The sequence below is a fragment of the Pseudomonas sp. B21-047 genome (assembly GCF_024748775.1).
GTDB classification, from domain to species: domain Bacteria; phylum Pseudomonadota; class Gammaproteobacteria; order Pseudomonadales; family Pseudomonadaceae; genus Aquipseudomonas; species Aquipseudomonas capeferrum.
This window is the reverse complement of the sequence record NZ_CP087169.1, coordinates 3,260,005-3,285,800: the sequence shown is the minus strand read 5'-3', so window position 1 is coordinate 3,285,800 and position 25,796 is coordinate 3,260,005. Positions and strand designations below refer to the sequence as shown.

Annotated in this window: 21 protein-coding genes; 15 read left to right on the top strand and 6 right to left on the bottom strand. The window is 64.0% G+C overall.

Annotated elements, in window-relative coordinates; genetic code table 11:
- The first annotated feature begins 101 nt into the window (after positions 1 to 101).
- The 9 genes from LOY26_RS14825 to bcsC are packed head-to-tail and all read left to right on the top strand — an operon-like array spanning position 102 to position 13,811.
- Entirely contained in the window at positions 102 to 1,592 is a 1,491-nt protein-coding gene (locus LOY26_RS14825) for a cellulose biosynthesis protein BcsE (protein WP_258713715.1), read from the top strand.
- Positions 1,589 to 1,774: a cellulose biosynthesis protein BcsF gene (gene bcsF / locus LOY26_RS14820; protein ID WP_258713714.1), complete on the top strand. Its 186-nt coding sequence runs from the start codon at positions 1,589 to 1,591 to the stop codon at positions 1,772 to 1,774. Before LOY26_RS14825 ends, bcsF begins: the two co-directional genes overlap by 4 nt.
- Complete coding sequence (gene bcsG / locus LOY26_RS14815) at positions 1,767 to 3,386, top strand: cellulose biosynthesis protein BcsG (RefSeq protein ID WP_186664241.1); 1,620 nt, start codon at positions 1,767 to 1,769, stop codon at positions 3,384 to 3,386. The genes bcsF and bcsG overlap by 8 nt, the downstream gene beginning before the upstream one ends.
- Positions 3,383 to 3,601, top strand: a complete 219-nt coding sequence (gene bcsR / locus LOY26_RS14810; RefSeq protein WP_258713713.1) for a cellulose biosynthesis protein BcsR — start codon at positions 3,383 to 3,385, stop codon at positions 3,599 to 3,601. Before bcsG ends, bcsR begins: the two co-directional genes overlap by 4 nt.
- Positions 3,598 to 4,305, top strand: a complete 708-nt coding sequence (gene bcsQ, locus LOY26_RS14805; RefSeq protein ID WP_033698435.1) for a cellulose biosynthesis protein BcsQ — start codon at positions 3,598 to 3,600, stop codon at positions 4,303 to 4,305. Before bcsR ends, bcsQ begins: the two co-directional genes overlap by 4 nt.
- Positions 4,302 to 6,911: a UDP-forming cellulose synthase catalytic subunit gene (bcsA, locus tag LOY26_RS14800; RefSeq protein ID WP_186664235.1), complete on the top strand. Its 2,610-nt coding sequence runs from the start codon at positions 4,302 to 4,304 to the stop codon at positions 6,909 to 6,911. Before bcsQ ends, bcsA begins: the two co-directional genes overlap by 4 nt.
- The gene (gene bcsB, locus LOY26_RS14795; protein ID WP_258713712.1) at positions 6,908 to 9,190 is read left to right on the top strand and encodes a cellulose biosynthesis cyclic di-GMP-binding regulatory protein BcsB; all 2,283 of its coding nucleotides are present in this window, start codon (positions 6,908 to 6,910) and stop codon (positions 9,188 to 9,190) included. Before bcsA ends, bcsB begins: the two co-directional genes overlap by 4 nt.
- Positions 9,190 to 10,305, top strand: a complete 1,116-nt coding sequence (gene bcsZ, locus LOY26_RS14790; protein ID WP_258713711.1) for a cellulose synthase complex periplasmic endoglucanase BcsZ — start codon at positions 9,190 to 9,192, stop codon at positions 10,303 to 10,305. The genes bcsB and bcsZ overlap by 1 nt, the downstream gene beginning before the upstream one ends.
- Positions 10,293 to 13,811, top strand: coding sequence for a cellulose synthase complex outer membrane protein BcsC (gene bcsC / locus LOY26_RS14785; RefSeq protein ID WP_258713710.1), 3,519 nt, complete (start codon positions 10,293 to 10,295; stop codon positions 13,809 to 13,811). The genes bcsZ and bcsC overlap by 13 nt, the downstream gene beginning before the upstream one ends.
- Before the next feature lie 66 nt (positions 13,812 to 13,877).
- Here the strand turns inward: bcsC and LOY26_RS14780 are convergent, their stop codons facing one another.
- Both LOY26_RS14780 and LOY26_RS14775 read right to left on the bottom strand, forming a co-directional pair.
- Positions 13,878 to 14,768, bottom strand: a complete 891-nt coding sequence (locus tag LOY26_RS14780; protein ID WP_186655959.1) for a LysR family transcriptional regulator — start codon at positions 14,766 to 14,768, stop codon at positions 13,878 to 13,880.
- The gene (locus LOY26_RS14775; protein ID WP_162181142.1) at positions 14,765 to 14,917 is read right to left on the bottom strand and encodes a hypothetical protein; all 153 of its coding nucleotides are present in this window, start codon (positions 14,915 to 14,917) and stop codon (positions 14,765 to 14,767) included. The genes LOY26_RS14780 and LOY26_RS14775 overlap by 4 nt, the downstream gene beginning before the upstream one ends.
- Between LOY26_RS14775 and LOY26_RS14770 the strand changes: the two genes are divergently transcribed.
- The 4 genes from LOY26_RS14770 (at position 14,916) to LOY26_RS14755 (ending at position 19,628) form a co-directional block, all read left to right on the top strand.
- A complete protein-coding gene (locus LOY26_RS14770) occupies positions 14,916 to 15,770 on the top strand; it encodes an NAD(P)-dependent oxidoreductase (RefSeq protein WP_238338593.1) in 855 nt (284 codons plus the stop codon). The two genes, LOY26_RS14775 and LOY26_RS14770, sit on opposite strands and share 2 nt — an antisense overlap.
- A gap of 25 nt (positions 15,771 to 15,795) precedes the next feature.
- Entirely contained in the window at positions 15,796 to 16,581 is a 786-nt protein-coding gene (locus LOY26_RS14765) for a 2-keto-4-pentenoate hydratase (RefSeq protein ID WP_186655956.1), read from the top strand.
- Between the two features lie 147 nt (positions 16,582 to 16,728).
- A complete protein-coding gene (locus tag LOY26_RS14760) occupies positions 16,729 to 17,853 on the top strand; it encodes a DUF4062 domain-containing protein (protein ID WP_186655945.1) in 1,125 nt (374 codons plus the stop codon).
- Between the two features lie 5 nt (positions 17,854 to 17,858).
- Complete coding sequence (locus LOY26_RS14755) at positions 17,859 to 19,628, top strand: alkaline phosphatase family protein (protein WP_258713709.1); 1,770 nt, start codon at positions 17,859 to 17,861, stop codon at positions 19,626 to 19,628.
- 138 nt (positions 19,629 to 19,766) lie between these two features.
- Here LOY26_RS14755 and LOY26_RS14750 read toward each other — a convergent pair whose 3' ends face one another.
- The 4 genes from LOY26_RS14750 to LOY26_RS14735 form a co-directional block, all read right to left on the bottom strand.
- Positions 19,767 to 20,096 carry a hypothetical protein gene (locus LOY26_RS14750; RefSeq protein ID WP_033698419.1) on the bottom strand — a complete coding sequence of 110 codons (330 nt, stop codon included), beginning with the start codon at positions 20,094 to 20,096 and terminating at the stop codon, positions 19,767 to 19,769.
- A 221-nt stretch (positions 20,097 to 20,317) separates the two neighbouring features.
- Complete coding sequence (locus tag LOY26_RS14745) at positions 20,318 to 20,959, bottom strand: 3-oxoacid CoA-transferase subunit B (protein WP_033698417.1); 642 nt, start codon at positions 20,957 to 20,959, stop codon at positions 20,318 to 20,320.
- A gap of 8 nt (positions 20,960 to 20,967) precedes the next feature.
- Complete coding sequence (locus tag LOY26_RS14740; protein ID WP_186655939.1) at positions 20,968 to 21,663, bottom strand: 3-oxoacid CoA-transferase subunit A; 696 nt, start codon at positions 21,661 to 21,663, stop codon at positions 20,968 to 20,970.
- Positions 21,664 to 21,853: 190 nt separating this feature from the next.
- Entirely contained in the window at positions 21,854 to 21,994 is a 141-nt protein-coding gene (locus LOY26_RS14735) for a hypothetical protein (protein WP_258713708.1), read from the bottom strand.
- Between the two features lie 354 nt (positions 21,995 to 22,348).
- Here LOY26_RS14735 and LOY26_RS14730 point away from each other — a divergent pair, with 354 nt between their 5' ends.
- Both LOY26_RS14730 and LOY26_RS14725 read left to right on the top strand, forming a co-directional pair.
- Positions 22,349 to 24,703: a tetratricopeptide repeat protein gene (locus tag LOY26_RS14730; RefSeq protein WP_258713707.1), complete on the top strand. Its 2,355-nt coding sequence runs from the start codon at positions 22,349 to 22,351 to the stop codon at positions 24,701 to 24,703.
- A gap of 105 nt (positions 24,704 to 24,808) precedes the next feature.
- Positions 24,809 to 25,783, top strand: a complete 975-nt coding sequence (locus LOY26_RS14725) for a MoxR family ATPase (RefSeq protein ID WP_186664209.1) — start codon at positions 24,809 to 24,811, stop codon at positions 25,781 to 25,783.
- Positions 25,784 to 25,796: the final 13 nt, after the last annotated feature.

The following is a 25,796-nucleotide window of genomic DNA, read 5'->3' as shown; positions in this document are numbered from 1 at the left end:
TTTTTTTGACGAAGATCAAAGTGCCACCTTAGCGCGCATGCAATATTCCTCCCGAAATCCGTTTCAATTCTTAATTTAGAGCCAGTGTTTTGACGAATGGAATGCCGTTGTTGGCAATCTCCGGCTTAGGCGCCGAAAGCAGCCAGCTTCATCTACAAGGACTGTATTGGTTGGCCTGTGACACCGCAGAAGACGCCACCTTGCTCTGCCGCCAGGTGGTGGAGGGGTTGCCCGAACCAACGCGGGCAGCCCTGATCGCCGATGCGCAAGGCATGGGTGATGTGCTGAGTGCACTGGATGCCGCAAAGGGCCCGGGCGAGCTGGTGCTGTATGAAGCCAACCCTAACGCCACCCTGCACCTGGTCGATGATCTGCCCCGTCTCGATGTTCCTGGCCGTGTGCTTGTCGTGCTGGCGCCTGCCGGTGCCTGGGCAGACGGCAAGGTCGAGCGCTGGTGCGAGGCGCTGCGCCCGCTGTTGTTGGCCGAGGCGGCGCTGCTGCTGGTTATCAGCGGTGGCCAGAGTGCCGGCCTGGTGGAGCGCCTGCGCGTGTTCAACCAGGGCGTCGACGGCCTGGCCCAGGTGTATCGCGGCAAAGGCGGGGTCCGTTACCTGCAGCACTTCTGGAGCAACCCGCTTGGCAAAGCGGGCACCCGGGACATGGAGCTGGTGCGCCTTGACGCGGGGTTTGCCGTTGCCGGTACGCCGCAGGCGCCCACCGATACCGGTGGCGATGAGCTGTTGTGCCTGGCCCAGCGGCCGGTCCTTGAAGGGGCGCCTGCCTTCTCCGAGCACTGGCAGGTCTGCGAAAGCCTCGACGAACTGGCTGACCGCGCCAGCCGAGCGGTGTCCGCCACGGTCATTTTCGCCATGGATGGCGGGCAGCGCCTGGACAGCCTGGCGCGCCAGCTGCACCGCTTGCGCCAGTTGCGTGGCAATGCCTTGAAGCTGGTAGTGCGCGAAATGGCGCCCACCTTGCGCTACCAGGATGAACAACTGCTGCTGGCCTGCGGCGCCACCCAGATCGTGCCGTTTGGCGCCAGCCTGTCACGCTTCCTGACCATGGTGGAAAGCATCCAGGGTTATGTCTGGCGCCGACACCTGCCAACCGACTTCGATGCCTTGCTCACGCGTTTGCGGCCACTCGCGATCTGCGGCTTGGTAGCGCCTGATGCGTTCGCCGAAGCAGTGCAGAACATGTGGCACGGTGTGCGTAACGGCGAAATCGTCCACCAGTTGCTGGTGCTGCGCCCGGCCTCAGGCCTGACTCCCCTGCAGGCATGCTCGCGTACGGTGTTCCGCCGCGACGGCGACATCGCTTGTGTGGTCGGGGAGGTGTTGTTTCTGTTCCTGTTTGCCTGCCGTTCCGAAGGCGTCGAACAGGCACTTGATCACATCTTCCAGTTGTCATGGAAAGAGCTGTTCATCAGCCAGGAAGTGCTTGCCGGCGTCGACAGCCTGGCCGCCCCGGCCTTCCTCGATAACCGCTCGCCGCAGCCGCCGCGGGTCGATGCAGCGGCGCAGTTGCCCACGCCAGCGCGGCCGGCACTGGCGCCGCGCCGGGTCGCCCTGGGCAAGCGGGGCGCAGTATGAACTTCGCGCAATTGCTGCAAGTGATCGCCCTCACTGCGTTGGTCACCTTGGGCCTGGCCTTGCTGGTGGTGCGCCTGCGCGCAGTGTTGCGCGGCTGGTTGCACCGCCGCCTTTCCCCTTGTTACCTGAAACCGCTGGGCGTACGCCACCGCGCTGCACGCCAGGAACCCCGTAATGACTAATACAACCGTCACGCTCCCGGTTCTGGCCCGATGGCCTGGTCTGGGAGCGTGGAACCTCTATTTTCTGGCCAAGTTCCTGCTGGTCGCTCTGGGCATGCTCGACTTCCAGGCGCTGCCGAACCTGTTGTTCGCAGCGTTTCTGCTGATCCCGTTGCCGGGCAAGTGGTTGCGCATTGCGCGCCAGCTAGCGGCGCTGCCGATTGGCATCGCGTTGTTCTACCAGGACACTTGGTTGCCGCCGTTCAGTCGCCTGCTGGCGCAGCCGGGGGTACTCGATTTTTCGTGGAACTACTTGCTCGAACTGCTGGGCCGTTTCATCAACTGGAACCTGATGGGCGCGCTGGCACTGCTGTTGGTGGGGTATCTGTACCTGCGCCATTGGCTGCGCCTGAGTACCCTGAGCCTGTTAGGGCTGGGCTGGCTGGCCGTCGGCGGGCTGCCGTCACTGGGGTTCACTGCGGGCCAGGCGCCCGGCACGGTGACTACCAGCCCCGCTGCGCAGGCGCAGGCCACGGCGGTGGCCGACAACGCCACGCTCGACGGCTGGCTTGAGCAGTTCTTCGCCAGTGAGCGTGAACGCGTAACGGCGTTCCCTGCCATGAATGCCGAGGAGCAGCCGTTCGACCTGCTGGTGATCAACATCTGCTCGCTGGCCTGGGATGACCTGTCGGCCGTGGGGCTGCGTGACAACCCGCTGCTCTCGCGCCTGGACGTGGTCTTCGATCAGTTCAACTCGGCCACGTCCTACAGCGGGCCGGCCGCCATCCGCGTACTGCGTGCCAGCTGTGGGCAGTCGTCCCACGCGGGCCTGTACCAGAGTGCCCCGGAGCAGTGCCTGTTGTTCCAGAACCTGGCCAGGCTTGGCTTCCAGAGCAATACCTTGCTCAACCACAGCGGACGCTTCGACAACTTCATCGGCGATATCACCCAGCAGCACATGCCGCAACCTGGCCTGCGCAACACCGATTTCCCGCGGGCACTGGTCGGCTTCGACGGCTCGCCGATTGCCAGCGACCTGGACGTGTTGCGGCGCTGGTGGGGCCAGCGTAAAGGCACGCCGGCCGAGCATGTGTCGCTGTTCTACAACAGCATCAGCCTGCATGACGGCAACCGCATCGTCACCGCCGACGGCGGCACCCGTGTGGCCGACTACGCCACTCGCGCCAACCGCCTGTTCGGCGAGCTGGGCACCTTCCTCGACGAACTGCAGCGCAGTGGCCGCCGCGTGGTCGTGGCCATCGTCCCGGAACATGGCGCCGCGCTGCATGGCGACCGCATGCAGCTGTCGGGCATGCGCGAAATCCCCACCCCGTCGATTACCCATGTGCCGGTTGGCCTCAAGTTCATCGGCATGGGGCAGCCTGCGCGCAGCGAGCCGCTGCGGGTCTCGGCGCCCACCAGCTACCTGGCGTTGTCCGAGCTGATATCGCGGGTGTACGCCGGCCTTGGCCAGCAGCAGCCATTGGACGTGCCCAGCCTGCTGAACGACCTGCCGACCACCGAACAGGTCGCGGAAACCTCCGGTGCGCAGGTCTTGAACTACCAGGGGCGCGCCTACATGCGCCTGCAAGGCCAGCCTGACTGGCAGCCTATCCCCGAGGAGAGCCGATGAAGCCTGGCAACGCTGACCCTGCCGACCGTAGTGACGACATTGCCCAACTGCGCCAGCACCTGGGTATGCCGGACCTGAACTATCAGGATATTTCCATGCTGGTGGGGGTTCAGCAGGCCTTGCAGCGCTGGCCGTTGCTGGGTGAAAGCTGCCGGTCCAGTGCCCAGGATGGGCTGCTCATGCCTGCACCGAAGCGCGAGGCGGTGTTGCCATGACCAGCCTGGCGTTGCACGGCGTGCGCGGTGGCCTGGGGCGCAGTGCCTTGCTGGCCGCGCTGGGCTATGCGCTGCAGGGCGTGGGTGAGCGGGTGCTGTTGATCGACCTGTGCCCGGACAACCTGCTGGGGTTGCATTTCAACCTGCCGCTGGAGGCGCGCGAGGGCTGGGCGCTTGCCGAGCGGGAAGGGCGGCCGTACACCGACGCTGTATACGAGGTGCTCGATGGGCTGTGCCTGATGCCGTTCGGCAATGCACCTGGCGATGCGCTGCACCCGGCGGCCGACGCTGCAACCTGGGCCGCTCGCCAAGTTGAACTGGCCGAACACTTCGACTGGTTGCTGTTCGACGTGCCGCAGTTACCGGCCGCGACTGCGGGCCACTGCGTCGAGACCGATGTGCAGGTGCTGGTGGCCGAGGCCGAAATGGCCAGCCATCTGCTGCTCGGGCGCCGACCCATCGAGCGCTACGACCTGCTGCTGATCAACCGTTACGACCCGGCCAGCCGCTTGCAGAGCGACCTTCTGATGGTGTGGCGCGACCTGTTCCGTGATCGCTTGCCCCTGCAGGTGGTGCACCGCGACGAGGCCTTTCTCGAGGCCTTGGCGTGCAAGGCCCCGCTGGGCCATTACGCGCCGCAGAGCCTGGCCTGCCGGGATGTGCAGAGCCTGGCAGTGCGCTGCCTGACGAGGCGGCAGTCGTGACCCTGAACCCTCTGTCGGCTTACGCCTGGTTCACCACACGCGGCGCGCAGCGGCCGGTCGCCTGGCTGTTTACCTTGGGTGTGGCGCTGGCTGTGCTGTTCTTGCGCCTGGAGTCGCCCGCCTGGCAGGCCCTGTTGGCCGAGCGTCAGCGCCTGTACCCGCAGTTGGCGGGCAAGCGCCCGAGCCTGGGCGACCCCGTGCGGGTGATGATCCAGAGCCTGTGGCTGCTGCTACGGCGCCAACCGCTGCCACGCCAACCAGGGCCGACCAGCAAAGCCTGGCGTGCCGTGCGCGGCCACTGGCACACCACGCGTCAGAGGGTGCAGCACTACCGTGGCCGGTTGATCGACCGCCTGCAACAGTTGCCCGCGCGCTATCGGGCCAGTGCCTTCAAGCAGGCAGCCTCGGCACGCCTGCGTGGCTTGAGCGTATTCGCCCGCTGGGCCTTCTATGGTGTGCTGACGCTCTGCGCCTTTGGCCTGGCCTTGCTGTGCGTGACCGAGCCGTTCGGCTACCTGGCACAGTTGATGTTCATCTGCCTGCTTCTGGGTATCGCCATGCTGGTGCGGCACATGCCGGGCCGCTTTCCCACCCTGATGCTGATCGTGCTGTCGACCATCATCTCTTGCCGCTACCTGTGGTGGCGTTATACCTCGACACTGAACTGGAACGACACCACGGACCTGGTGTGCGGGGTGATCCTGCTGGCTGCCGAGACCTACTCGTGGTGCGTACTGATTCTGGGCTACATCCAGACCTGCTGGCCGCTGCAGCGCAAGCCAGCGAACCTGCCGGCCAACCCCGGGCACTGGCCGACGGTCGACCTGATGATCCCCACCTACAACGAAGACTTGGCGGTGGTGCGCACCACAGTGCTGGCCGCCCTGGGCCTGGACTGGCCACGCGAGTGCTTGCGCATCTACATTCTCGACGATGGCCGACGCGATGCGTTCCGCGCCTTCGCCGACGAGGTCGGCGTGGGCTACATCGTGCGCCCGGACAACAAGCACGCCAAGGCCGGCAACCTCAACCACGCGCTGGGTGTGACCGACAGCGAGCTGATCGCCATCTTCGACTGCGACCACGTGCCGGTGCGCTCATTCCTGCAAATGACGGTGGGCTGGTTCCTCAAGGACCCGAAGCTTGCGCTGGTGCAGACGCCGCACCACTTCTTCTCGCCAGACCCGTTCGAACGCAACCTGGGCTCGTTCCGCCGCCGGCCCAATGAAGGAGAGCTGTTCTACGGCCTGATCCAGGACGGTAACGACATGTGGAATGCGGCATTCTTCTGCGGTTCATGCGCGGTGCTGCGGCGTACGGCGCTGCAAAGCATTGGCGGCTTTGCCGTGGAGACCGTGACCGAAGATGCCCACACCGCCTTGCGCATGCACCGCCAGGGCTGGTCTTCGGCCTACCTGAGCATCCCCCAGGCGGCGGGCCTGGCCACCGAGAGCCTGTCGGCGCACATCGGCCAGCGTATTCGCTGGGCGCGTGGCATGGTGCAGATCTTTCGTACCGACAACCCGATTTTCGGCCGCGGGCTGAGCCTGTTCCAGCGGGTGTGTTACGCCAACGCCATGCTGCACTTCTTGGCCGGCCTGCCGCGGCTGGTGTTTCTGACTGCGCCGCTGGCGTTCCTGTTGCTGCATGCCTACATCATCTATGCCCCTGCCTTGATGATCCTGCTGTACGTATTGCCGCACATGATCCACGCCAGCCTGACCAACTCGCGCATGCAGGGCAAGTACCGGCAAACGTTCTGGGGCGAGGTCTACGAGACCGTGCTGGCCTGGTACATCGCCCGCCCCACCACGGTCGCGCTGTTCGCGCCGAAGAAGGGCACCTTCAACGTCACCGCCAAGGGCGGCCTGATGGAGCAGGGGCAGTTCGACTGGCGCATCGCCCAGCCTTACCTGTGGCTTGCGGCACTCAACGTGGCCGGCCTGGGCTTTGCCGTGTGGCGGCTGTTCACCGGCCCCACGGCGGAAGTCGGCACGGTGATCGTCAGCTCGCTGTGGGTGGTCTACAACCTGCTGATCATCGGCGCCGCCGTTGCCGTGGCCGCCGAGGTGCGCCAGGTACGCCGCGCCCACCGGGTGCAGATGCACTTGCCGGCGGGGCTGGTGCTGGCCAGCGGTCACGCCTACCCCTGCACCCTGGTCGATTACTCCGATGGCGGCGTCGGCCTGCAGTTGCACCAAGGCCTTGCGCTCAAACCCGGGGCGCAGGTACGCCTGCTGCTCAACCGTGGCCAGCGCGAGTTTGCCTTCCAGGCCAGCGTCACCCGTACCGTCGGGCAACACGTGGGCCTGGTGTTCCACGACCTGAGCCAGCAACAGCGCATCGACCTGGTTCACTGCACCTTTGCCCGTGCCGATGCCTGGCTTGGCTGGCACCAGCAACACGAGGCCGATCGCCCGCTGCGCAGCCTGGTCGAGGTGCTGAAGCTGGGCGCTGTCGGTTACCTGCGCCTGGTCGAGCACATGCCGCCGTGGCTGCGGACGTGGTTGCGCCCGCTGCGCGCGCTGGTGCATTGGCTGGCCAGCTACAGGCCCCGCACGCCGCGGCCTATCCCTTTCATGAACCCTGTTGATCGAGACGCATGATGACTGGTTATCCCGCGCGTACCTGGGGCCTGGCGATGGCGCTGTTTGCCGCCTTGTCGCAGAGCGCCGCTGCCGCCTCCGAAGCCCCGCTTGCCGAGCCCGTCGTACCCAAGGTGCCGAGCTGGCCGGTTACGAAAACCTTCGAGCAGCTCGGGCATGCGTCCGACAGCCTGCTACTGGGGGTGCGCAATAGCGAACACATCGAATTCGGCCTGCGTCGCGACCGCCTCGCCACCGACGCCACCTTGCAGCTGGACTACACGCCTTCGCCCGCGCTGTTGCCGAACCTGTCACACCTGCGCGTCTACCTCAATGACGAGTTGATGGGGGTAGTGCCGGTTGAGAAGGAGCAACTTGGCCAGCGCGTGCGCCGCCAACTGCCCCTGGACCCGAAGCTGCTCAGCGACTTCAACCGGGTCCGCCTGGAGTTTGTCGGGCATTACACCGACATCTGCGAAGACCCGGCGCACAGCGGCCTGTGGCTGAACCTGAACCGCAAGAGCCAGGTGCAGTTGCACGAGCAGGCACTGGCACTGGACAACGACCTGGCGTACTTCCCGCTGCCGTTCTTTGACGCGCGCGACACCGGCAAGGTCGAGCTGCCGGTGGTGTTCAGTGGCGTGCCGAGCCTGGGTGAGCAGCGTGCGGCCGCGATCCTGGCGTCTTACTTCGGCAGCCAGGCCGGCTGGCGCAAGGCAACCTTCCCGGTGCTGTACAACCGCCTGCCGGCCAGTGCCGACACCCCCAAGCCGAGCATCGTGTTTGCCAGCAATGAACGCCGCCCGGCATTTCTCGCCGACCTGCAGCAGTTTCCGCTGGTCGACGGCCCGGTGTTGCAGATGATCGACCATCCGCATGACCGCTTCAGCAAGGTGCTGTTGGTACTGGGGCGCAACGATGACGACCTGATCAAGGCCGCTTCGGCGCTGGCGGTGGGCAACAACCTGTTCCGTGGTGCCCGAGTGCAGGTCGAGCAGATGACCGCGCTGCAGCCGCGCAAGCCCTATGACGCGCCAAACTGGACGCGCACCGATCGGCCGGTGCGCTTCGCCGAACTGCTCGACTACCCCGAGCAACTGCAAGTCAGTGGCCTGCAACCGCGGCCGGTGACGCTGTCACTGAATTTGCCGCCAGACTTGTTCGTCTGGCGCAACCAGGGCATCCCGTTGCGCACGCTGTACCGCTACACGGCACCGGCAGTGACTGACGAATCGCGCCTGAGCATCAGCGTCAATGACCAGTACATCACCAGCATGCCGCTGGTGGGCAACGACCGGCGCGGCGGCACGCTCGAGCAGGTGCGCCTGGCGGTGTTGTCCGGTGACAGCAGCGCATTGACCGAGAAATCGCTGGTGCCGGCGTTGAAGATCGGCGACCGCAACCGCCTGCGTTTCGATTTCAGCTTTGCCAGCACCCTGGGCAGCGCCCAGCGCGATCATTGCCAGACGTCGCTGCCGGTGGATGTGCGCGCGGCGATCGACGAAAACTCGACCATCGACTTGTCCGGCTACCACCATTACATCGCCATGCCCGACCTGCGCGCCTTCGCCCGCAGCGGCTTCCCGTTCAGCCGCATGGCCGACCTTTCCGAAACCCTGGTCATCATGCCGGCAACGCCCACGGCGATGCAGGTTGGCACCTTGCTCGATGCGGTTGGTGGGCTGGCCGGGCAAATCGGTTACCCGGCGCTTGGCCTGAAGCTGGTCGATGACTGGAAGCAGGCAACGACCGCCGATGCCGACTTGTTGCTGATTGGCAGCTTGCCCGAGGCCTTGAGCGATGCGCCTAACCTCGGCCTGCTGCTCAGCGCCCAGCGTGACTGGCTGCTGCAAGGCCGTAGCGCAGGGTTGCCAGGCAGCCAGCGCTTCGACACCGCGCCGGTGGCCGCGAGCAGCCGTGTGGCGGTCAGCGCGCAGGCGCCGATCGCGGCCATCACCGGGTTGAAATCGCCGTTCCACGAGCAGCGCAGCGTCGTCGCCCTGCTGGCCAACAGCGACAGCGATTACGCATTGCTGCGCGACGTGCTGGGTGATGTGGGCAAACTCGATGCCGTGGCCGGTTCGGTGACGCTGGTGCGCAGCAGTGGTGTCACCAGCCAGTTCGTCGGCGAGCATTACTTTGTCGGTGCGCTGCCCTGGTGGATGTTGCTGTGGTTCCACTTGTCCGAGCACCCAGTGTTGCTGGCGGCGATCGCGGCCCTTTGCGTGGTGCTGTTTGCCTTCTTGCTGTGGCGGGCTTTGCGCTGGGCAGGCCGTCGTCGCTTGGGCGAGCGCGGGTGATGGTGCGTCCGTTGCTGGTAGGGCTGGTCGCCTTGGGCTTGCCCGTTTTCGCCAATGCCGCACCCGTCTGCCCGTGGCCGGCCTGGGAGCGCTTCAAGGCCGAGCTGGTGAGCGTGGACGGGCGGGTCATCGACCCGAGCGATGAGCGCCTGATCACCACCTCGGAAGGGCAGAGCTATGCGCTGTTCTTCGCCCTGGTGGGCAATGACCGGGAGGCGTTCGCGCAGGTGCTGGGCTGGACCGGCAACAATCTCGCCGAGGGCGACCTGGCGCGGCACCTGCCAGCCTGGTTGTGGGGCCGCAAGGGCCAGAACCAGTGGCAGGTGCTGGATGCCAACAACGCCAGCGATGCCGACCTGTGGATTGCCTACAGCCTGCTGGAGGCGGGGCGGCTTTGGGAGATGCCTGCCTATACGCAACTGGGGCAGCACATGCTATGGCGCATCGCCGCCCAGACCGTGCGCAAGCTGCCCGGCCTGGGGGTGATGCTGCTGCCTGGTGACTACGGCTTCGAGGATGCCAACGGCACCCGCTTGAACCCAAGCTACCTGCCGCTGCAGGTATTGGACCGCTTCAGCCTGGTGGACCCGCTGTGGGGCGAACTGGCCGCCAATACGCGGCGTCTGTGGCTGGCTTCGTCGCCAAAGGGTTTCGCCCCGGACTGGCTGCTGTGGACGCCGGCCGGTGAGCTGGCTGCGGACCCGCAGCATGGCAACGGCGGCGACTACGACGCCATTCGCGTGTACCTGTGGGTCGGCATGCTGGCCGAGGGCGCGGCGCAACGTGCCGAACTGCTGGCTCATTATGCGCCGATGGCGGCAGTGACCGCACACCAGGGGCTACCGCCAGAGCGCGCGGATGCGCACAGCGGTAACACCAGCGGCCATGGCCCGGCGGGGTTCTCTGCAGCATTGCTGCCATTGCTGGCCGCGTCGCCAGCGCACGTTGCCAGCCTTGCCGCCCAGCGTCAGCGCCTGCACGAGCAGCCAGTCGAGGCCAAGGCCTATTACGGCCAGGTGCTGGCGCTGTTTGGCCAGGGCTGGGATGAAGCCCGTTACCGTTTTGACTCGCACGGCCGCTTGTTGCCGGCCTGGAGCGCGCCATGCAGCGGATGATTGGCGTGGTGATGCTGGCGACGCTGGCGTGCCAGGCGGTAGCGCAACCCAAGGATGCCGCTGAACAGCGCCAATGGCTGCTGGACCAGGTGCGTCGGGGCGAGGCATTGCACCGTGACGATCTGGTGCGCGATGCACTGGGCCGCCTGCAATTGCTGGAGCCGCGCAACCCGGACGTGCTGCTGGCAGCCCTGAGCCTGGCGTTGCGTGACAAGAACACCACCGAGGCCCAGCAGTTGCAGGCCCGGATCACTGCCCTGGCGCCTGGCAGCCTGCAGGCACGCCAGGCCACGCGCCTGCTTGCGCTGCAGCAGCCAGAGGCCGTGCGGCGCTTGCAGCAGGCACGCCTGTTGGCCGTTACCGGGCGCAATGAAGAAGCGCTGGCGGCGTATGAACGCTTGTTTGCGGGTGAACCGCCCAGCCTTGAGCTGGCCCTTGACTACTGGCGCGTGCGCGGCAACCTGCCAGGTCAACGCCCTGAAGCCATCCGCCAGTTGCAGCAACTGGACCGGCAGTACTCCGGCAGTGCCGGGCTGCGCCAGACCCTGGCCGGTTGGTTGTTCGCTGAAAACCGCGACCGCGAAGCGCTGGCGCTGCTCGATCAACTGTCACGCGACCCTGGCGCACGCGATGCCGCTGCCCAGCGCGAGTTCGACTACCTGTCCGGGCAGCCGGTGAGCACCGCCAGTGCGGTGGCCTGGCAAGCCTTCCTGCAACGCTACCCAGCCTCGCCGCTGCTGGCTCAGGCCAGCGATAACCTGCAACAGCAGCGCAAACTGCTGGCCGACCCGTCCTGGCAGGCTGGCCAGCGGGGCAAGGCGCTGCTCGACAAGGGCCGTAACGCCGAAGCTGAAGCACAACTGCGCCGGGCGCTGCGCCAATACCCGGACGATGCCAGCCTGTACGGTGCCCTGGGTTATGCGCTGATGCGCCAGAGCCGCTACCAAGACGCCAACGCTGCGTTCCGGGCGGCCAGCGTCAAGGAGCAGGACACCTACTGGATCAGCCAATGGAAAGACCTGGAGTCGTCCAGCCAGTACTGGGCGCTGCTCAACAAAGCTGAGCGGGCATTGCAGGCAAACGACCTGCGAGGCGCGCGCGCCCTTTACCTGCAGGCTCGCCAGCAGCGTCCCAAGGATGAATACGCCCTGCTGGGCTTGGCGGATGTCGCGCTGGCCGAAGGCGACGCTGCAGTTGCCGAGCGCCAATTCCTGCAGGTGCGGCGCATGGCGCCGGATAACGAAAGCGCTGTGCGTGGCCTGATGCGTGTGTACCAGGCGCAGTCGCCAGACAAGGCGCAGGCATACCTGGACAGCCTGCCGCCACGCCAGCAAGCGCAGTTCGCCAGCCTGCGCCGCAGCCTGGAACTGGCGCGCCTGCGTCAACAGGCTGATGAAGCCCTGCAGCGCGAAGACTGGCAGGCGGCCAGCCAGGCGCTGGGCCAGGCAACTGCCTTGGCCCCCGATGAGCCTTGGCTGGTTTATCAGCTGGCCAACAGCTTGCTTCACCAGGGGCGCACCGCCGAGGCCGACGCAGCATTCGCCAGGCTGGTGCAGCACCAGCCACTCCACCCGGCAACCCGCTATGCCCACGGTCTGTTCCTGGAGTCCAGCGACCGTGATGCCTTGGCTCTGGACAGCCTGGGCGCGGTACCGCAGGCGACCTGGAACCCGGACATGCACGCGCTGCAGCAGCGTATTCAACGGCGCATGACCCTGGCCTCAGCGCAACAGCTGCAGGCACAAGGCCGTGGTGCCGAGGCAACAGCTTTGCTGGAAGCCAGTCTGGCGCGTGGTGAAGGTAGCCCGGATGACGTGATGCTGTTGGGCGACTGGGCAGCAGCGCGCGGTGAACCTGGCAAAGCGCGTGGCTATTACCAGCGTGTACTTGCCGTGCAGCCTGGGCGTGCTGATGCGCGGCTTGGGGTGATGGAAAGTGCCGTGGCCGAAGGCAACCTGGCGCAGGCCCGGCACATGCTGGGCGTGCAGGTGCCACAATTTGCCGCTGATGACAGCAACGCCCAACGGCGTTTGGCGGCGGTCTGGGTCGCCTTGGGCGAACACGAGCAAGCGGCGAGGCTGCTCGACCGGATTGCCGCGCAGCAGGCGCGCCCCGATCCATTGCTGCGGCGCGACGCCGCCCGCTTGGTGGCGCAGGATGACCCGCAACGGGCGCTGGACCTCTATGCGGCGGCCATGGCCGATGCGCAGTTGCTCGACCGCGCCGCCGTGTCGCCACGCGACGACCGCGCGCTGACACTGGCCAGCCGCGAGCAGGGCGCCGATGACTGGCTGGCGCGCAGCTTGCGCAGCGACGTCGATGCCCTGTATCGCCAGCGCAATACCCACGTGACCCTGATGCATGACTACGGCTGGCGCGAGGATGACGGTACGCCGGGCACGTCCGAGCTGAGCACCCAGTCGACCTTGTTGCATGTCGATACCCCCTGGCAGGACGGCACCGCCTTTGCGCGGGTAGAACGTATCGGCATGGATGCGGGCTCGTTCGAGCAGAACGATCAGGGGCGTTACACCCCCGACTTCGGCAGCTGCCAGTTTGTTGGCCAGACGGCTGACGGAAAATCGCTGCCCGCGTGTACGGGCGGCTCGCAGACAGCCAACGGCAGTGTGCTGGCGCTGGGTTGGCAGGGCAGCCGCTGGGCCTTCGACCTGGGCACCACCCAGGGCTACGCAGTCAACAACTGGCTGGGTGGGGCAACGGTCAACGGCGACCTGGGCCAGGTCGGCTGGTCACTGACCGCTTCGCGGCGGCCAATGAGCAACTCGCTGCTGTCGTTCGCCGGGGCACGTGACCCGGCAACCGGCGTGCGCTGGGGCGGGGTCACGGTCAATGGCGGCACGCTTGGCCTGAGCTGGGACCAAGGGGGCGATAACGGCGTCTGGGCCAGCCTGGGGCACCACTGGCTGTATGGCGAAAACGTCACCGACAACCAGCGCACCCGCGCCATGGCCGGCTACTACCACCGCCTGGTGGAGAAAGCCGACGAGCGCGTACGCGTTGGCCTGACGCTGATGCACTGGCGTCACGACAAGGACCTGGGCGGCTACAGCCTGGGGCAGGGCGGCTATTACAGCCCGCAACGCTACACGTCGGTGGGCGTGCCGGTCAGTTACGCCTGGCGCAACTACGACTGGTCGTTGCTGCTGGAAGGTTCGGTCGGTTGGTCCCAGGCCCACAGCGGCCGCAGCCGCCTGTACCCGGACGCGCACATCAACCACAAGGTACTGGCGCAGTATGACGTGCGCTCGAACATCGATGCCATGAACGACGCCAGCGACAGCAGCGGCCTGGGCTACCGCCTGCGCGGCCTGTTCGAACGCCGCCTGAGCGACCACTGGGTGCTGGGGGGCGGGTTCGATTGGCAGCACAGCGATGACTATGCTCCGAGCCATGGCATGCTGTACCTGCGCTACCTGTTCGAGCCGTGGCGGGGCAACCTGGCGCTGCCGGTGGCGCCGCTTGAGCCGTACAGCGAGTGGCGTTGAGGCACGCTGCCCCTAGTGTGGTGTTTCGGAAACACCACACTAGGGCGACCGTACACCAGGGATGCGCTACTCAGCCGTGCGTTCCAGTGTGCGGTCTTCGCGGACGAATGCAATGAAGCGCTGGCTTGCCAGGGCCAAGTATTCACCGCGTCGCCAGCACAATCGAAAGTCCATGTGCTGCGCGGGTTCGAAGGGAATGCCGACTAGCCCTGGTGTGCATTGCTGCACCGAACGCAGCAGGGTGGCAATACCGACGTTGTCTTGTGCTGCCTGGATCACCAGCGAAACGAAGTTGCTCTGCAGTGCAGTCCGGTACCGCACGCCCTGCGTGGCGACGAATGCGTCGAGCATGTGCCGTTGCAGGAATGTGCTGTCGAATACGGCCATCTCGACGTCCTGCAGATCGCCAGGTTCAAGATGGGGCAGGGTGGCCAGGGGATGGTCCGCGTGCATGCACAGCACCATTTCATCCTTGCCCAGCAGTACTGACTCCCAGGACGGGATGACGCGCCGCGACTCGAGCAGCGCCACATCGATTTCACGCCGCTCCAGGCGCTGGCTGATGTCGTCGGCGCTGCCTTCCAGCACGGTCATGACAACGCCTGGGTAAGCCTTGCGAAAACTACTCAGCAGCCTAGGCAGATAATAGAGGCCGAACATCGGCGGGATACCCAGGCGCACCTCGCCGCTTTGCAGGTCCCCCATGTCGCGCAGTTCTTGGCGAGCCGTGTCGAGTTCTCGCAGCACCGAATCGATGCGGGCGAGGAAGCGTTCGCCTTCTGCGGTCGGCACTACACGGCGGCCAGCGCGGTTGAACAGCATCATGCCCAGCTCTTCCTCCAGGCGGGTAATCGCCATGCTCAATGCCGGTTGAGCGATGTGCAGGCTTTTCGCAGCCTTGGTAAAACTGCCCTGGCGATTGACCTCGACGCAGCAGCGTAGCGCTTTCAGGTTCATGCCACCGCTCCATAACAAAATGTGATCGCGAGTATCATAACAATATATTTTTCATTATGAACAAGCCTGTCTAGGATGTGCTGCTCAACCACCAGGGGCCGCATGATGACCATCGCTTTTATCGGTTTGGGAACAATGGGGCTGCCCATGGCAACCCACCTGCTCAGCGCTTACCCGGGCTTGCTGGTGAGTTCTGCCAGCGGTCAGGCGTATGCGGCGCTTGAGCGTCTGGGCGCGCAGCCGACCGATGAGCGTAAGGCCTTGGCCGCTTGCGACACGGTGTTTCTCTGTTTGCCCGATGACCAGGTTGTCGAGCAGGTGCTGTTTTCTGCCCAGGGCCTGGCGCAATGGATGCGCCCTGGCAGTACGGTGGTCGATACCAGTACCCTCGGGTATGCCCAGACCCTCGACATCGCGCGCCGCCTCGCCTCGCTGGGCGTGCGTTTCATGGACGCCCCTGTCTCGGGTATGGCCCAGCGCGCTGGCGACGGCACGCTTACCGCCATGTGTGGTGGCCAGGCCGAGGTCGTTGAACAGATGCGTCCTTACCTGCAGACCATGGCATCGACCATCCTTCATATGGGCCCGGTGGGCAGCGGCCAATTGGCCAAGCTGATCAACCAGTTGCTCTACAACATCAACATCGCAGCACTTGCCGAAATCCTGCCCATGGCCTGCAAGCTGGGCCTGGATGCCCAGCAGGTCAGCCGCGTGGTGAACACTGGAACCGGGCGCAGCCACGCTTCGGAATACTTTCTGCCGCATATTCTGGCCGGCAGCTTCACCAGCAGCTACCCGCTGCAGGATGCCTACAAGGACATGCGTCACGGTGCACAGCTGAGCGCCGAGATGGGCCTGCCACTACCGGTGTTGGCGGCTGCCACCGCGACCTACCAGACGGCACTGCTGCAAGGCCATGGCAGCCAGGACAAAGGCGCCATGATCAAAGTATTCGAGGCGCTGCTCGATGTGCAATTCCGTACCCCACCTGCAACCCATTGACCCGCCCACTCAGCCAGAGGCCTTGATGACTCCTTCGACGTTCACGCCCCAGCCAACCGCCGATGCCCTGTTGCGCGCATGGCGCAGCGGCGACCTTCTGCAGTGTTTGCCCGCGCACCTGAAACCCGAGACCCTCGACCAGGGGTACGACGCTCAGGATCGGCTGTTCAGTACGGCGGGTGGCCAACGTGTCGGTTGGAAACTTGGGGTCGGCAGCCCAGCGGCCATGCACGCCGGCAAGCTGACACGGCCGCTGGTTGGGCAACTCGATGCTGCGCGCTGCCACCCAAGCGGGGTCAGGGTACCGTTGCCGGCGCTGACGCCGGTCACTGTCGAATGTGAAGTCGCGTTCGTGCTTGACCGCGATGTACACCCTGAACCGGGGCGCGCACCGACAGCTGACGATATCCGTGCCACCTGCGTAACCTTCGAGGTCGTCCGCTCACGCTTTGTTGATCGCAAAAGTGTCGGCTGGCCGAGCTTTGTGGCCGACAACGTCGGTTTTGAAGCGCTGGTCATCGGCGAGCACATTTGCAGTGGCATCGACGATAGATTGCTGACTGAACTTGCCGCGACCGCGGTCGTGCATCTGGATGGCGTGCCACGGGCGCGTGGTTTGTTCGGCGATGCCGCGACAGACCCGATGCATTCGCTGGCAGCGTTGTATGCCCATGCGGCTGAGCGCGGGCAGGTTCTGCGTGCGGGCGATATCGTCTCGACAGGCGCCATGTGCGAACCGTTCGACCTGGTTGGCACTGGCCATCATGTCGCGGTGAAGTACTTTGACAAGGAACTGCTGTTCAGTGTTTAGCGGCCAAACTGCATGAGGCTTCACTGATTGCCGATAGGAATACCCTTCGATGCTTTTAGACACGGTCTTCGCCTGATCTATGCTTGGGGCGAAAACCTGTTATCGATCAAAGACTGTTGAGGCCTCGCATGTGGGGCAGGAGCAAGGATGGCCCAGTCAAAGAAAATCAGCGTCATGCTGTCCAGTCGCTGCAACGACCGTTTTCCCGCTGGCAGCGATCAAACCCTCAGCAGTATCCGCGCGCAGCTCAAGCGTGAGATAGAAGGCACGACGCTGTTCGGCAAACAACTGTTCGAAGTCTGGATCAACGAAGATGCCCCCCCAGCCGATGGCATGCAGGACAGTTGGGACGCTTGTTTACAAGCCGTGCGCGATTGCGATGTGCTGTTGGTGCTGTCCAATGGCAATGCCGGCTGGGCCAGTGGTGACGGTGACATCGGCATCTGCCATGCGGAGTACATGGAAGGGCTTGCCACCACGCGCGGGAAGGTGCGCTTCATCGCCATGCCGAATATTCCGATCGGTGATAGCCGGGAAGCTGAGGCAGCACGTAATCAGCGCTTCCAGGCGTTTATCGCGCAACAGACCCCGTTCAGGGGGGGAATGGTCTCTACCGTCGAGCAGTTGCGCGACCGCGTTCAGGAAGCGCTGCTCGACGCGGTGGTGGTTCTGACCCAGCGTGGGGTAACCGCTGCCGCTTCGAGCCGCTTCGACATGGGCCAGGCGCTCGATTGGACACGGATGGACTTTCGTCAGCGCAAACGCGCGATGGAAACGGTGTTGCTGCAGGCGCTTACGGGTGGCGAAGCCCCTGTGGGCGATGCGTATGCCATTGTTCCAATGGCCGACGTGAATATCGCTGTGTTTGTCCATGCAATCCCGGCTGCGTTCACCGTTGCCGCTGCGCGTGAGTTGGTGGGTAAACCCTTTCTACGTGACCATGAGCATGCTCATTTATTGCAAGGCGGGCATGGGCCGTTGCACCTGATTGCCTGCCATCGGGGGGCTACAGAGCATCAGGCCACGGCGTTGCTGGGCTTTGCTGATGCAACCGTGGTCAGCGGACCCTTCGGTGTGTTTGTCGCCGATGATGTACAGAAGGTACAGTTTGCCTTCCTGGCCAACTGCCGCGATGCGTCGCAAACGCGCCATGCGCTGCAGCGCTTCAGAGAATGGCTGGACCAGACCGGTGAAGCGCAGAGGCTGGCCAAGAGAGCCGTTTCGCGCGCCAGAATTGTCAGCGTTATTGCTGCCGAGCTTGAGGGGAGATAACAGGGATGTCCAAAGCACGCTTTACCGTAGGGCCGGTGTTGTCTTTTCGCGGCGTCAGTGAAACCGGGCAGTGGCAAGTGACTGCGTTGGTCGGGGTTGCACAGGGTTCTGCATTCCCCGCGCTGGTTATTGAAGGGCGGGCATGCGCTGCGCCGAAGGTGTTGTTGGAGCATGGCAAGGAAACCATCCTTCGCTATGACCTGAGCTGCGAGCAACAGGCCCAGGAGCGAACGGTGCAATTTGGTGCAGCGCAGGGCGGGCCGCAATGGCAGTTCTCCGTGCCCGGCCGAGACTATGCGCCGAGAATGGCCTACGTCTCTTGCAATGGCTTCTCCGACCCAAGTGGCATGCGCAAGTTGGTGCGCCCTGAAAACGCCGTCTGGGCTGACCTGATCAGTAACCATGACAGTTTGCTGCGCGATGCAGGTTACGTGCTGGACAAGGAGCAGCTTTGGCATGAAGCCCGTATCCATGACAAGGGCTTGAAGCGCTTTCAATTGCTGTTGATGGGGGGCGACCAGATTTACTTCGATTCGATCTGGGAAGATATAACAGCGCTCAAGAAATGGGTCGGGCTGTCGCGCAAGGAGCAGTTGGCATTCAAGGTAGGCGTGACGCTGGAGAGGGAGATCGAATCTTACTATTTCGGGCTCTATGCCAAGCGTTGGCTGCCGGATACTCGGCGTGACTGGGGCCAGGCCAAGCCGAACCTGGATGCCGCTGATGCGATGGCGAGAATCCCCACGGTGATGATGTGGGACGACCACGACATCTTCGACGGCTGGGGGTCTTACAGCCCCGCCATGCAACACTGTGAGTTGTTCCAGGTGATGATGCGCCACGCGCGCAAGGCGTTCTGGGTATTTCAGTTGCAGCATGCCCTGGATGACTTGCCGCCGCTGCAAGGGCTGAAGCGTGCAAATGTTTCCCAGCAGGACCCTCAGTACGAGCCGATAGCATGGGGCACACGGCTGAAAGGGGACCGTTTGGCCTTGCCACTTCTGGATGGCCAACCGGGCTTCAGTTTCGGCTTTCACATAGGGCCGGTATCACTGTTCGTGGCTGATTTGCGCACCGAGCGTTCACGCACCCAGGTGATGGGGGCCGCGACCTGGGCTGCCATGCAGGCTTGGCTCGGCACACTGCGTGACGGTGAGCCTGCCCATCCGGGGAGCAAATGCCAGCACCTGATCTTCATGTCCTCGGTGCCAGTCGCGCACCCCAAACTGTCGCTGGCTGAAGGGTTACTCGATACCTTCGGCCAGGACCATGTGCTCGACAGCAATGCTGACGACCTCAAGGACCATTGGTCGCACGGCGATCACGAGGGCGAGCGCAAGCGCCTGCTGGAATCGCTGACCCGGATTGCCGAGCAGAGGCTGCTGCGGGTATCCATCGCTTCTGGGGACGTGCACGTCGCGGCGTGGGGCAGCTGTTATCGCCGAGACATCCCGCCGACCTCGAACTGGGCGCAGATTCAGCAATTCACCTCGTCGGGTGTGGTGCATCCTTCGTTGATTGGCGTGGCCGAACGGCTGTTTCTGCAGTTGCTGAACCATACCGCGAGCAAGGTCCAGTCCATCGATGTGCAGCACTGTGTCGAGATGATGCTGTTCCCGGGGTTCAATCGCTATGTGATGCCATCCCGGAACTGGTTGGCGTTCGAGTTGGACATGGGCGGTGAGGCCGGTAGCAAGCTGTGGGCGACCTGGCGCTGTGAAACGGAGGCAGGGTTTTCCAACCACTTGCAGGCGGTGCATCCGGCTCAGAAGTAGAGCGTGCCAACAAATCCTGGCCTCAGTGCAGCCGATAGGCATCCTGCGCCATTGCGAGCATCAGATTGGCTCACTCGGCTTTACCCTGATCAGACCAAGGTCGGTGTTTGGGGGCAGGCGAACGCCCGCCCCGCCAGATCAATCTACCCGCACGAACACGTTCTTGGCCATGTCACTGCCACCAACGGCTTCCAGGCGCTTGCCGCCATCCAGTACGCGAACGTTGATCAGGGCTACCCCGTCCTTGTTGCGAGCAGTGACCACATCATCTTTGCGCTCCCACTCGTCAACCTTGACCTTGTTGCCGTTGGCGATGATGTAGTCGCTCGAGAACTCTACCGTCTGCTTGGGACCCTGGAAGCCCATCACGGTGGTGGTTTGTTCGTAAGTGCCTTCCAGCGCGTCGCCGCCGCAGCCGGCCAGTACGCAGAACGGCAACGCCATGAGCACGAATTTGAGTTTACGCATGAGATTTCCTTATCGGTTGGTGGTGATGTCGGCGGGTCAACCCATGGCGGCCGTTGATTCAATCAAGACCCGCCATGCGCTGCCTTACAGGGGGCAGAGCTTACCTGAGTGACGCCGAGGTATCACGAAATGTCATCAACGCCTCTCACCAACGCGCACGTGGCCCAGCTTGGCCAAGTAGAGGCGCTCGGGGATTCCAGGCGTCATACGGGCAGGGTGGATTACCTGAACAGCGGCACGCCGCTGAGCTTCTGCAACTCGTCGAAGTCGATGTCGGCGCAGATCTCTATCACCTGCAGCCCATCTGACGTCACCTCCAGCACGGCCAGGTCGGTGTAGATGCGGCTTACGCAACCGATACCGGTCAGCGGGTAGGTGCACTCGGGCACGAGCTTGCTTTCGCCGGACTTGGTCAGGTGGTCCATCATCACGAACACTTGGCGGGCGCCCGTGGCGAGGTCCATCGCACCGCCTACAGCCGGGATCGAACCTTCGGCGCCGGTGTGCCAGTTGGCCAGGTCGCCCTTGACCGACACTTGGAAGGCGCCCAGTACGGCGATGTCCAGGTGGCCGCCACGCATCATCGAGAAGGAGTCGGCGTGGTGGAAGAAGGCACCGCCGGTCAGCAGGGTCACGTGCTGCTTGCCGGCGTTGATCAGGTCATCGTCTTCTTCTCCCGGCGCAGGGCTTGGGCCCATGCCCAGCAGGCCGTTTTCGCTGTGCAGGAATACTTCCTTGTCGCCCAGGTAATTGGCCACCAGGGTCGGTGCGCCGATGCCCAGGTTTACATAGGCGCCTTCCTGAATGTCTGCGGCCACGCGCTGGGCCATCTCGGTACGGGAGAGTTTTCGGGTGATGGTCATGGCAGGCCTCAGACAGCGTTGGCGATCGAAGAAGCGGCAGCGCCGGAGACGGCGACCACGCGCTGGACGAAGATACCCGGGGTGATGATGTGTTCCGGGTCCAGTTCACCGAGTTCGACGATCTGGTCAACTTGGGCGATGGCGGTCTTGGCGGCCATGGCCATGATCGGGCCGAAGTTGCGGGCGGCCTTGCGGTAGATCAGGTTGCCCCAACGGTCGCCCTTGTGCGCCTTGATCAGCGCGAAGTCGGCGTGCAGCGGCATCTCCAGAACGTACTGGCGGCCGTCGATTTCACGGGTTTCCTTGCCTTCGGCCAGCAGGGTGCCGTAGCCGGTCGGCGAGAAGAACGCACCGATGCCCGAGCCCGCAGCACGGATACGCTCGGCCAGGTTGCCTTGCGGTACCACTTCCAGCTCGATCTTGCCGGCCCGGTACAGTTCATCGAACACGTAGGAGTCGGACTGGCGCGGGAACGAGCAGACCACCTTGCGTACGCTGCCCGCCTTGAGCAGCGCGGCAAGCCCGACCTCACCGTTGCCGGCATTGTTGCTGATGATGGTGAGGTCGCGGGTACCGGTGGCGATCAGGGCATCAATCAGTTCAGACGGCATGCCGGCAGTGCCAAAACCACCGACCATGATGGTCGAACCGTCGGTGATGCCTTCCACCGCGCTGGCGATGGACTCAAACGTTTTATTGATCAAAGCGAGCTCCTGGTTTTTCCTGGAGTGTGGGTTATCGACCTTGTCTTCGCGTGGCGAAGCGGTGGGCCAATCAGCACCTAGGAATTGTTGGGTGACTGCGTACTAGCGTGCCGCAAGATCGTGCACAAGTAGAGGGAGCTAAGCGGATTTTGTGCGATTATCGAACTGTTGTGCGATGTGTGAGTAGAGTTCAGGCACTGCCGCCGGCCTTCAGGCTGATGAGGAAGATCTCACCTGAACCCGCTTGGAAGGCATTCACTCGGCGCTCCCGTTCTTTGGTGGCTACGCTGCCATCGAGGAACTGGTAGGCGATGCGCTTTTCCGCGAGCAAGAGCGTCGGGGCAGAGCGGTTGAAGGGTCATCCTGAGCCTCATCGGGGCGCTTGAGCGGTTGTGCGTTATGCCGATTCAGATCAGTCACAGACCAGACGGGAAATGCCGGGTGCCATGGGGATCGTCTACCGGAAAAGTGCTGCAACCTCAGGTGTCGGCGTTGCCCGTCGTGGCTTGTGGTCCAGCCGTTGGCTTGTTTCAAGGCGACAGCGGTTGGCCTGAGGAACCTGATTTTTCAGCGCATTGACCTTTCGTTGTCGGCCCCATGCGCTAGCCTGATCACGCAGGCATAGGCGCATGGCGCCAGAAGAGCCCAAAGGGCCGATTGTTCGCGTTGACCGTGGAGCTAAGGGATGGGGCGTCGTACCGACAAGAAGGACCTGGGTGGGCAATTGAAGGCTTGGTGGTGTGTGGCGGTGTTGATCACCCTGGTGCTCGGCCCGTCGGGCTTTGCGTTAGCTGCTCAGGAAGCCGGCCAGGCACCCAGGCCTGCGACTGAGCCCGAAGGTTATGTGGCTACCACGACATGCCTTGGCTGCCACGTTGCGCAGGCCAAGGAATGGAAAGATTCAGATCACGGCTGGGCCATGCGCGATGCCACCGAGGCCAACGTACTGGGCAATTTCAAGGGGGCATCGTTCGACGAGGCCGGGGTAACGGCACGCTTCTTCCGCAAGCAGGGTGGTTTTTTCGTCAATACCGAAGGTGAAGACGGTAAACCTGCAGATTTTCAAGTGCTCTACACCTTCGGCCACTACCCGCTGCAACAGTATCTGGTAGCCCTGCCCAGGGGGCGCTTGCAGGCCTTGACCATCGCCTGGGACAGCAGAACCAAGGGGGAAGGCGGGCAACGCTGGTTCTCGCTCTACCCAGGCCAACGCTTTGCCCCCGATGACCCCTTGCACTGGACTGGCCGCTACCAGAACTGGAACGGCATGTGCGCGGATTGCCATTCAACCCGTTTGATGAAGAACTACGACGATCGTCAGGACAGCTTCGCTTCCACCTGGAAAGAGCAGAATGTCGGTTGCCAGAGTTGCCATGGCCCCGGCCAGGCGCATGTCGACTGGGCGAACAAAGCTGCGCCTGGCGATCACACCCACGCGTCGGCCAAGGACATCGGCCTGGCGGTCGACTACAAGGCACTGGGCAGTCAGGGCCAGGTCGAACAGTGCGCGTTCTGCCACAGCCGCCGGCAAACGCTGGGCGTGGGCCAACTGCCCGGTCACCCGCAGCTTGACCAGAGCCTGCCGGCGACGCTGCGTAGCGGCCTGTATCACGCCGACGGCCAGATCGACGGTGAGGTGTACGAGTTTGGCTCGTTCACGCAAAGCAAGATGTATAACGCAGGTGTTGGTTGTACCGATTGCCACAATCCGCACACCAGCAAGGTGAAAGTCGAAGGCAACGGCCTGTGCCTGCAATGCCACAACGGCAACCCCCCGGTTGCCCGCTTCGCCACGTTGCAGGCCAAGGATTACGATACCCCCGCCCATCATCATCATGTTGCGGGCAGCCCCGGCGCCCAATGTGTCAGCTGCCACATGCCGACCAAGACCTACATGGTGGTCGACCCCCGTCGTGATCACAGTTTGCGGATCCCGCGGCCAGACCTCGCCAGCAAGGTCGACAGCCCCGATGCCTGCACCGCCTGTCACAAGGACCAGCAACCGGCCTGGGCGGCCAAGGCAATCGAGCAGTGGTTCGGCAAGCAGCAGCGGCCCGCACTGTTTGGTGAATCGTTCCAGGCGGTGCGCAACGGCGAAGGGGTACCGTTGAGCTTGTTGAATACGGTCCTGGCAGACAAGAGCAAGCCGACCATCGTTCGCGCCAGTGCCGCCGAACAGATGGCCGACCTTGGCCCGCAGGCGTTGATCAGCCTGGGCTGGGCACTCAAGGATCCGAGCCCGCTGGTGCGCGCGTACGCCGCGTCGGGCTTTTCAAGCGTGCCGCCGGAGCAGCGCCTCAAGCCGTTGCTGCCCTTGCTTGAAGATCCCGCCGTGGCAGTACGCGACGAGGCGATCCGGGCGCTCGCCGATGTGCCCAAGGCGCAGGTGCCGGTGCAATCGCTGGACACGTTCAGCGCTGCGTTGGCGGACTATGAGGCGCGTCTGCGCGGCAATGCCGACCTGCCCGGTGGGCGCTTGAACCTGGCGGTGCTGTTGAGCCGCCAGGGGCGCCAAGAAGAAGCCATGGACCAGTACCGTCAGGCATTGCGCCTGGACCCGTACTTTGTCCCTGCGCGGGTCAACCTGGCTAACCTAGCAACGGCCGAGCAACAGCTGGATGAGGCGGAAAAGGTGCTGCGTGCAGGCTTGGTATTGGAGAAGATGCCGGCCACCGACCACGGCAACCTGGCCTATATGCTGGCACTGCTGCTGGTAGAGCGACGTCAGCCTGAGGAAGCGCTGAACTGGATGGAAAATGCGGCCGTTGCGCTGCCGGGTAATTCGCGCATCCGCTACAACCAAGGCCTCTTGCTGTCGCGCATGAACCGCCGCGATGAAGCCTTGGTGGCCCTTGAGCGTGGGCTGCAGCAGGCACCGGAGAACGCCGACCTGCTGTACTCGCTGATCTACCTGCATGCCTTGGCCGGTGAACGCAGTGAAGCCTATGCGTATGTCCAGCGCATGCGCAAAGTTGCCCCGGACGATCCTCGATTGCAGAGCATCGAGCCCTATTGGCAAAAGTACGAAAGCACCCAATGAGCTGGCGCGATCGAGGTAAGCGTCTAGATTTACCTCGTCGCCTTCAGCAGTTGCGAACATCCAGGGGGCACCCTGTCGGTGCCCCGGCTGACAAGGAAGGGATCAGTGGATATACGCGAGCAAATAGCCGAGCTTGAAGCCAGTGTGGCGCAGAGCGTGCTGGGCCAGGCGGATACCATACGCCATGTGATCCTTGGCTTGCTGGCCAATGGGCATGTCTTGCTGGAGAGCCTGCCAGGGCTGGCCAAAACGCGCACGGTCAAGGCCCTGGCAACGCATCTGGAAGCCAGCATGCGGCGCATTCAGTTCACCCCGGACCTGCTGCCATCGGACATCACCGGTGGCGAAATCCTCCAGCAGACCGCACAGGGCAACGAGATCAAGTTTCAACCCGGGCCGCTGTTTGGCAACGTGATTCTTGCCGACGAAATCAACCGTGCCCCGGCCAAGGTTCAGGCGGCCCTGCTCGAAGCCATGGAAGAGCGCCAGATTACCGTGGCCGGCCAGAGCTACCCGATGTCTGGGTTGTTCATGGTGCTGGCAACCCAGAACCCCATCGAACAAGAGGGCACCTATCCGTTGCCCGAGGCGCAGATGGACCGCTTTCTGATGAAGCTGCAACTGGACTACCCCAAAGTCGAGGATGAGACCCAGGTGCTACGCCTGGTGCGCAGCGAGGAACAGCAAGCCGGACATGCGCACCAGGCGCCTCAGCGCTTGCCCCAGGAGGTGGTGTTCGCAGCGCGCAGCGCCATTGCCGGTATTGAAGTTTCGCCAGCGGTCGATCGCTACCTGATCGATCTGATCAATGCCACTCGCCACCCGGCCGAGCATGATCCCGACCTTGGGCGCTGGATCAAGATCGGCGCCAGCCCGCGTGGCGGCATCAGCCTGGACCGGGTGGCGCGCGCCCATGCCTGGCTGGCCGGGCAGGATTTCGTCACGCCGGACGATGTGCGGGCGGTGGTCCACCCCGTGTTGCGCCATCGCCTGCAGCTGTCCTATGACGCCGTCGCCGATGGCATCGGTGCCGACCACGTGATCGATCGGCTGCTGGACAAAGTGGCGATCCCGGCCTGAGCGGAGTGAGCCC

Bases quoted from the DNA above. Each gene is read 5' to 3' on its own strand.
- LOY26_RS14825 (WP_258713715.1), top strand. From the start codon at position 102: ATGCCGTTGTTGGCAATCTCCGGCTTAGGCGCCGAAAGCAGCCAGCTT.
- bcsF (WP_258713714.1), top strand. From the start codon at position 1,589: ATGAACTTCGCGCAATTGCTGCAAGTGATCGCCCTCACTGCGTTGGTC.
- bcsG (WP_186664241.1), top strand. From the start codon at position 1,767: ATGACTAATACAACCGTCACGCTCCCGGTTCTGGCCCGATGGCCTGGT.
- bcsR (WP_258713713.1), top strand. From the start codon at position 3,383: ATGAAGCCTGGCAACGCTGACCCTGCCGACCGTAGTGACGACATTGCC.
- bcsQ (WP_033698435.1), top strand. From the start codon at position 3,598: ATGACCAGCCTGGCGTTGCACGGCGTGCGCGGTGGCCTGGGGCGCAGT.
- bcsB (WP_258713712.1), top strand. From the start codon at position 6,908: ATGATGACTGGTTATCCCGCGCGTACCTGGGGCCTGGCGATGGCGCTG.
- bcsZ (WP_258713711.1), top strand. From the start codon at position 9,190: ATGGTGCGTCCGTTGCTGGTAGGGCTGGTCGCCTTGGGCTTGCCCGTT.
- bcsC (WP_258713710.1), top strand. From the start codon at position 10,293: ATGCAGCGGATGATTGGCGTGGTGATGCTGGCGACGCTGGCGTGCCAG.
- LOY26_RS14780 (WP_186655959.1), bottom strand. From the start codon at position 14,768: ATGAACCTGAAAGCGCTACGCTGCTGCGTCGAGGTCAATCGCCAGGGC.
- LOY26_RS14770 (WP_238338593.1), top strand. From the start codon at position 14,916: ATGGCAACCCACCTGCTCAGCGCTTACCCGGGCTTGCTGGTGAGTTCT.
- LOY26_RS14775 (WP_162181142.1), bottom strand. From the start codon at position 14,917: ATGGGCAGCCCCATTGTTCCCAAACCGATAAAAGCGATGGTCATCATG.
- LOY26_RS14765 (WP_186655956.1), top strand. From the start codon at position 15,796: ATGACTCCTTCGACGTTCACGCCCCAGCCAACCGCCGATGCCCTGTTG.
- LOY26_RS14760 (WP_186655945.1), top strand. From the start codon at position 16,729: ATGGCCCAGTCAAAGAAAATCAGCGTCATGCTGTCCAGTCGCTGCAAC.
- LOY26_RS14755 (WP_258713709.1), top strand. From the start codon at position 17,859: ATGTCCAAAGCACGCTTTACCGTAGGGCCGGTGTTGTCTTTTCGCGGC.
- LOY26_RS14750 (WP_033698419.1), bottom strand. From the start codon at position 20,096: ATGCGTAAACTCAAATTCGTGCTCATGGCGTTGCCGTTCTGCGTACTG.
- LOY26_RS14745 (WP_033698417.1), bottom strand. From the start codon at position 20,959: ATGACCATCACCCGAAAACTCTCCCGTACCGAGATGGCCCAGCGCGTG.
- LOY26_RS14730 (WP_258713707.1), top strand. From the start codon at position 22,349: ATGGGGCGTCGTACCGACAAGAAGGACCTGGGTGGGCAATTGAAGGCT.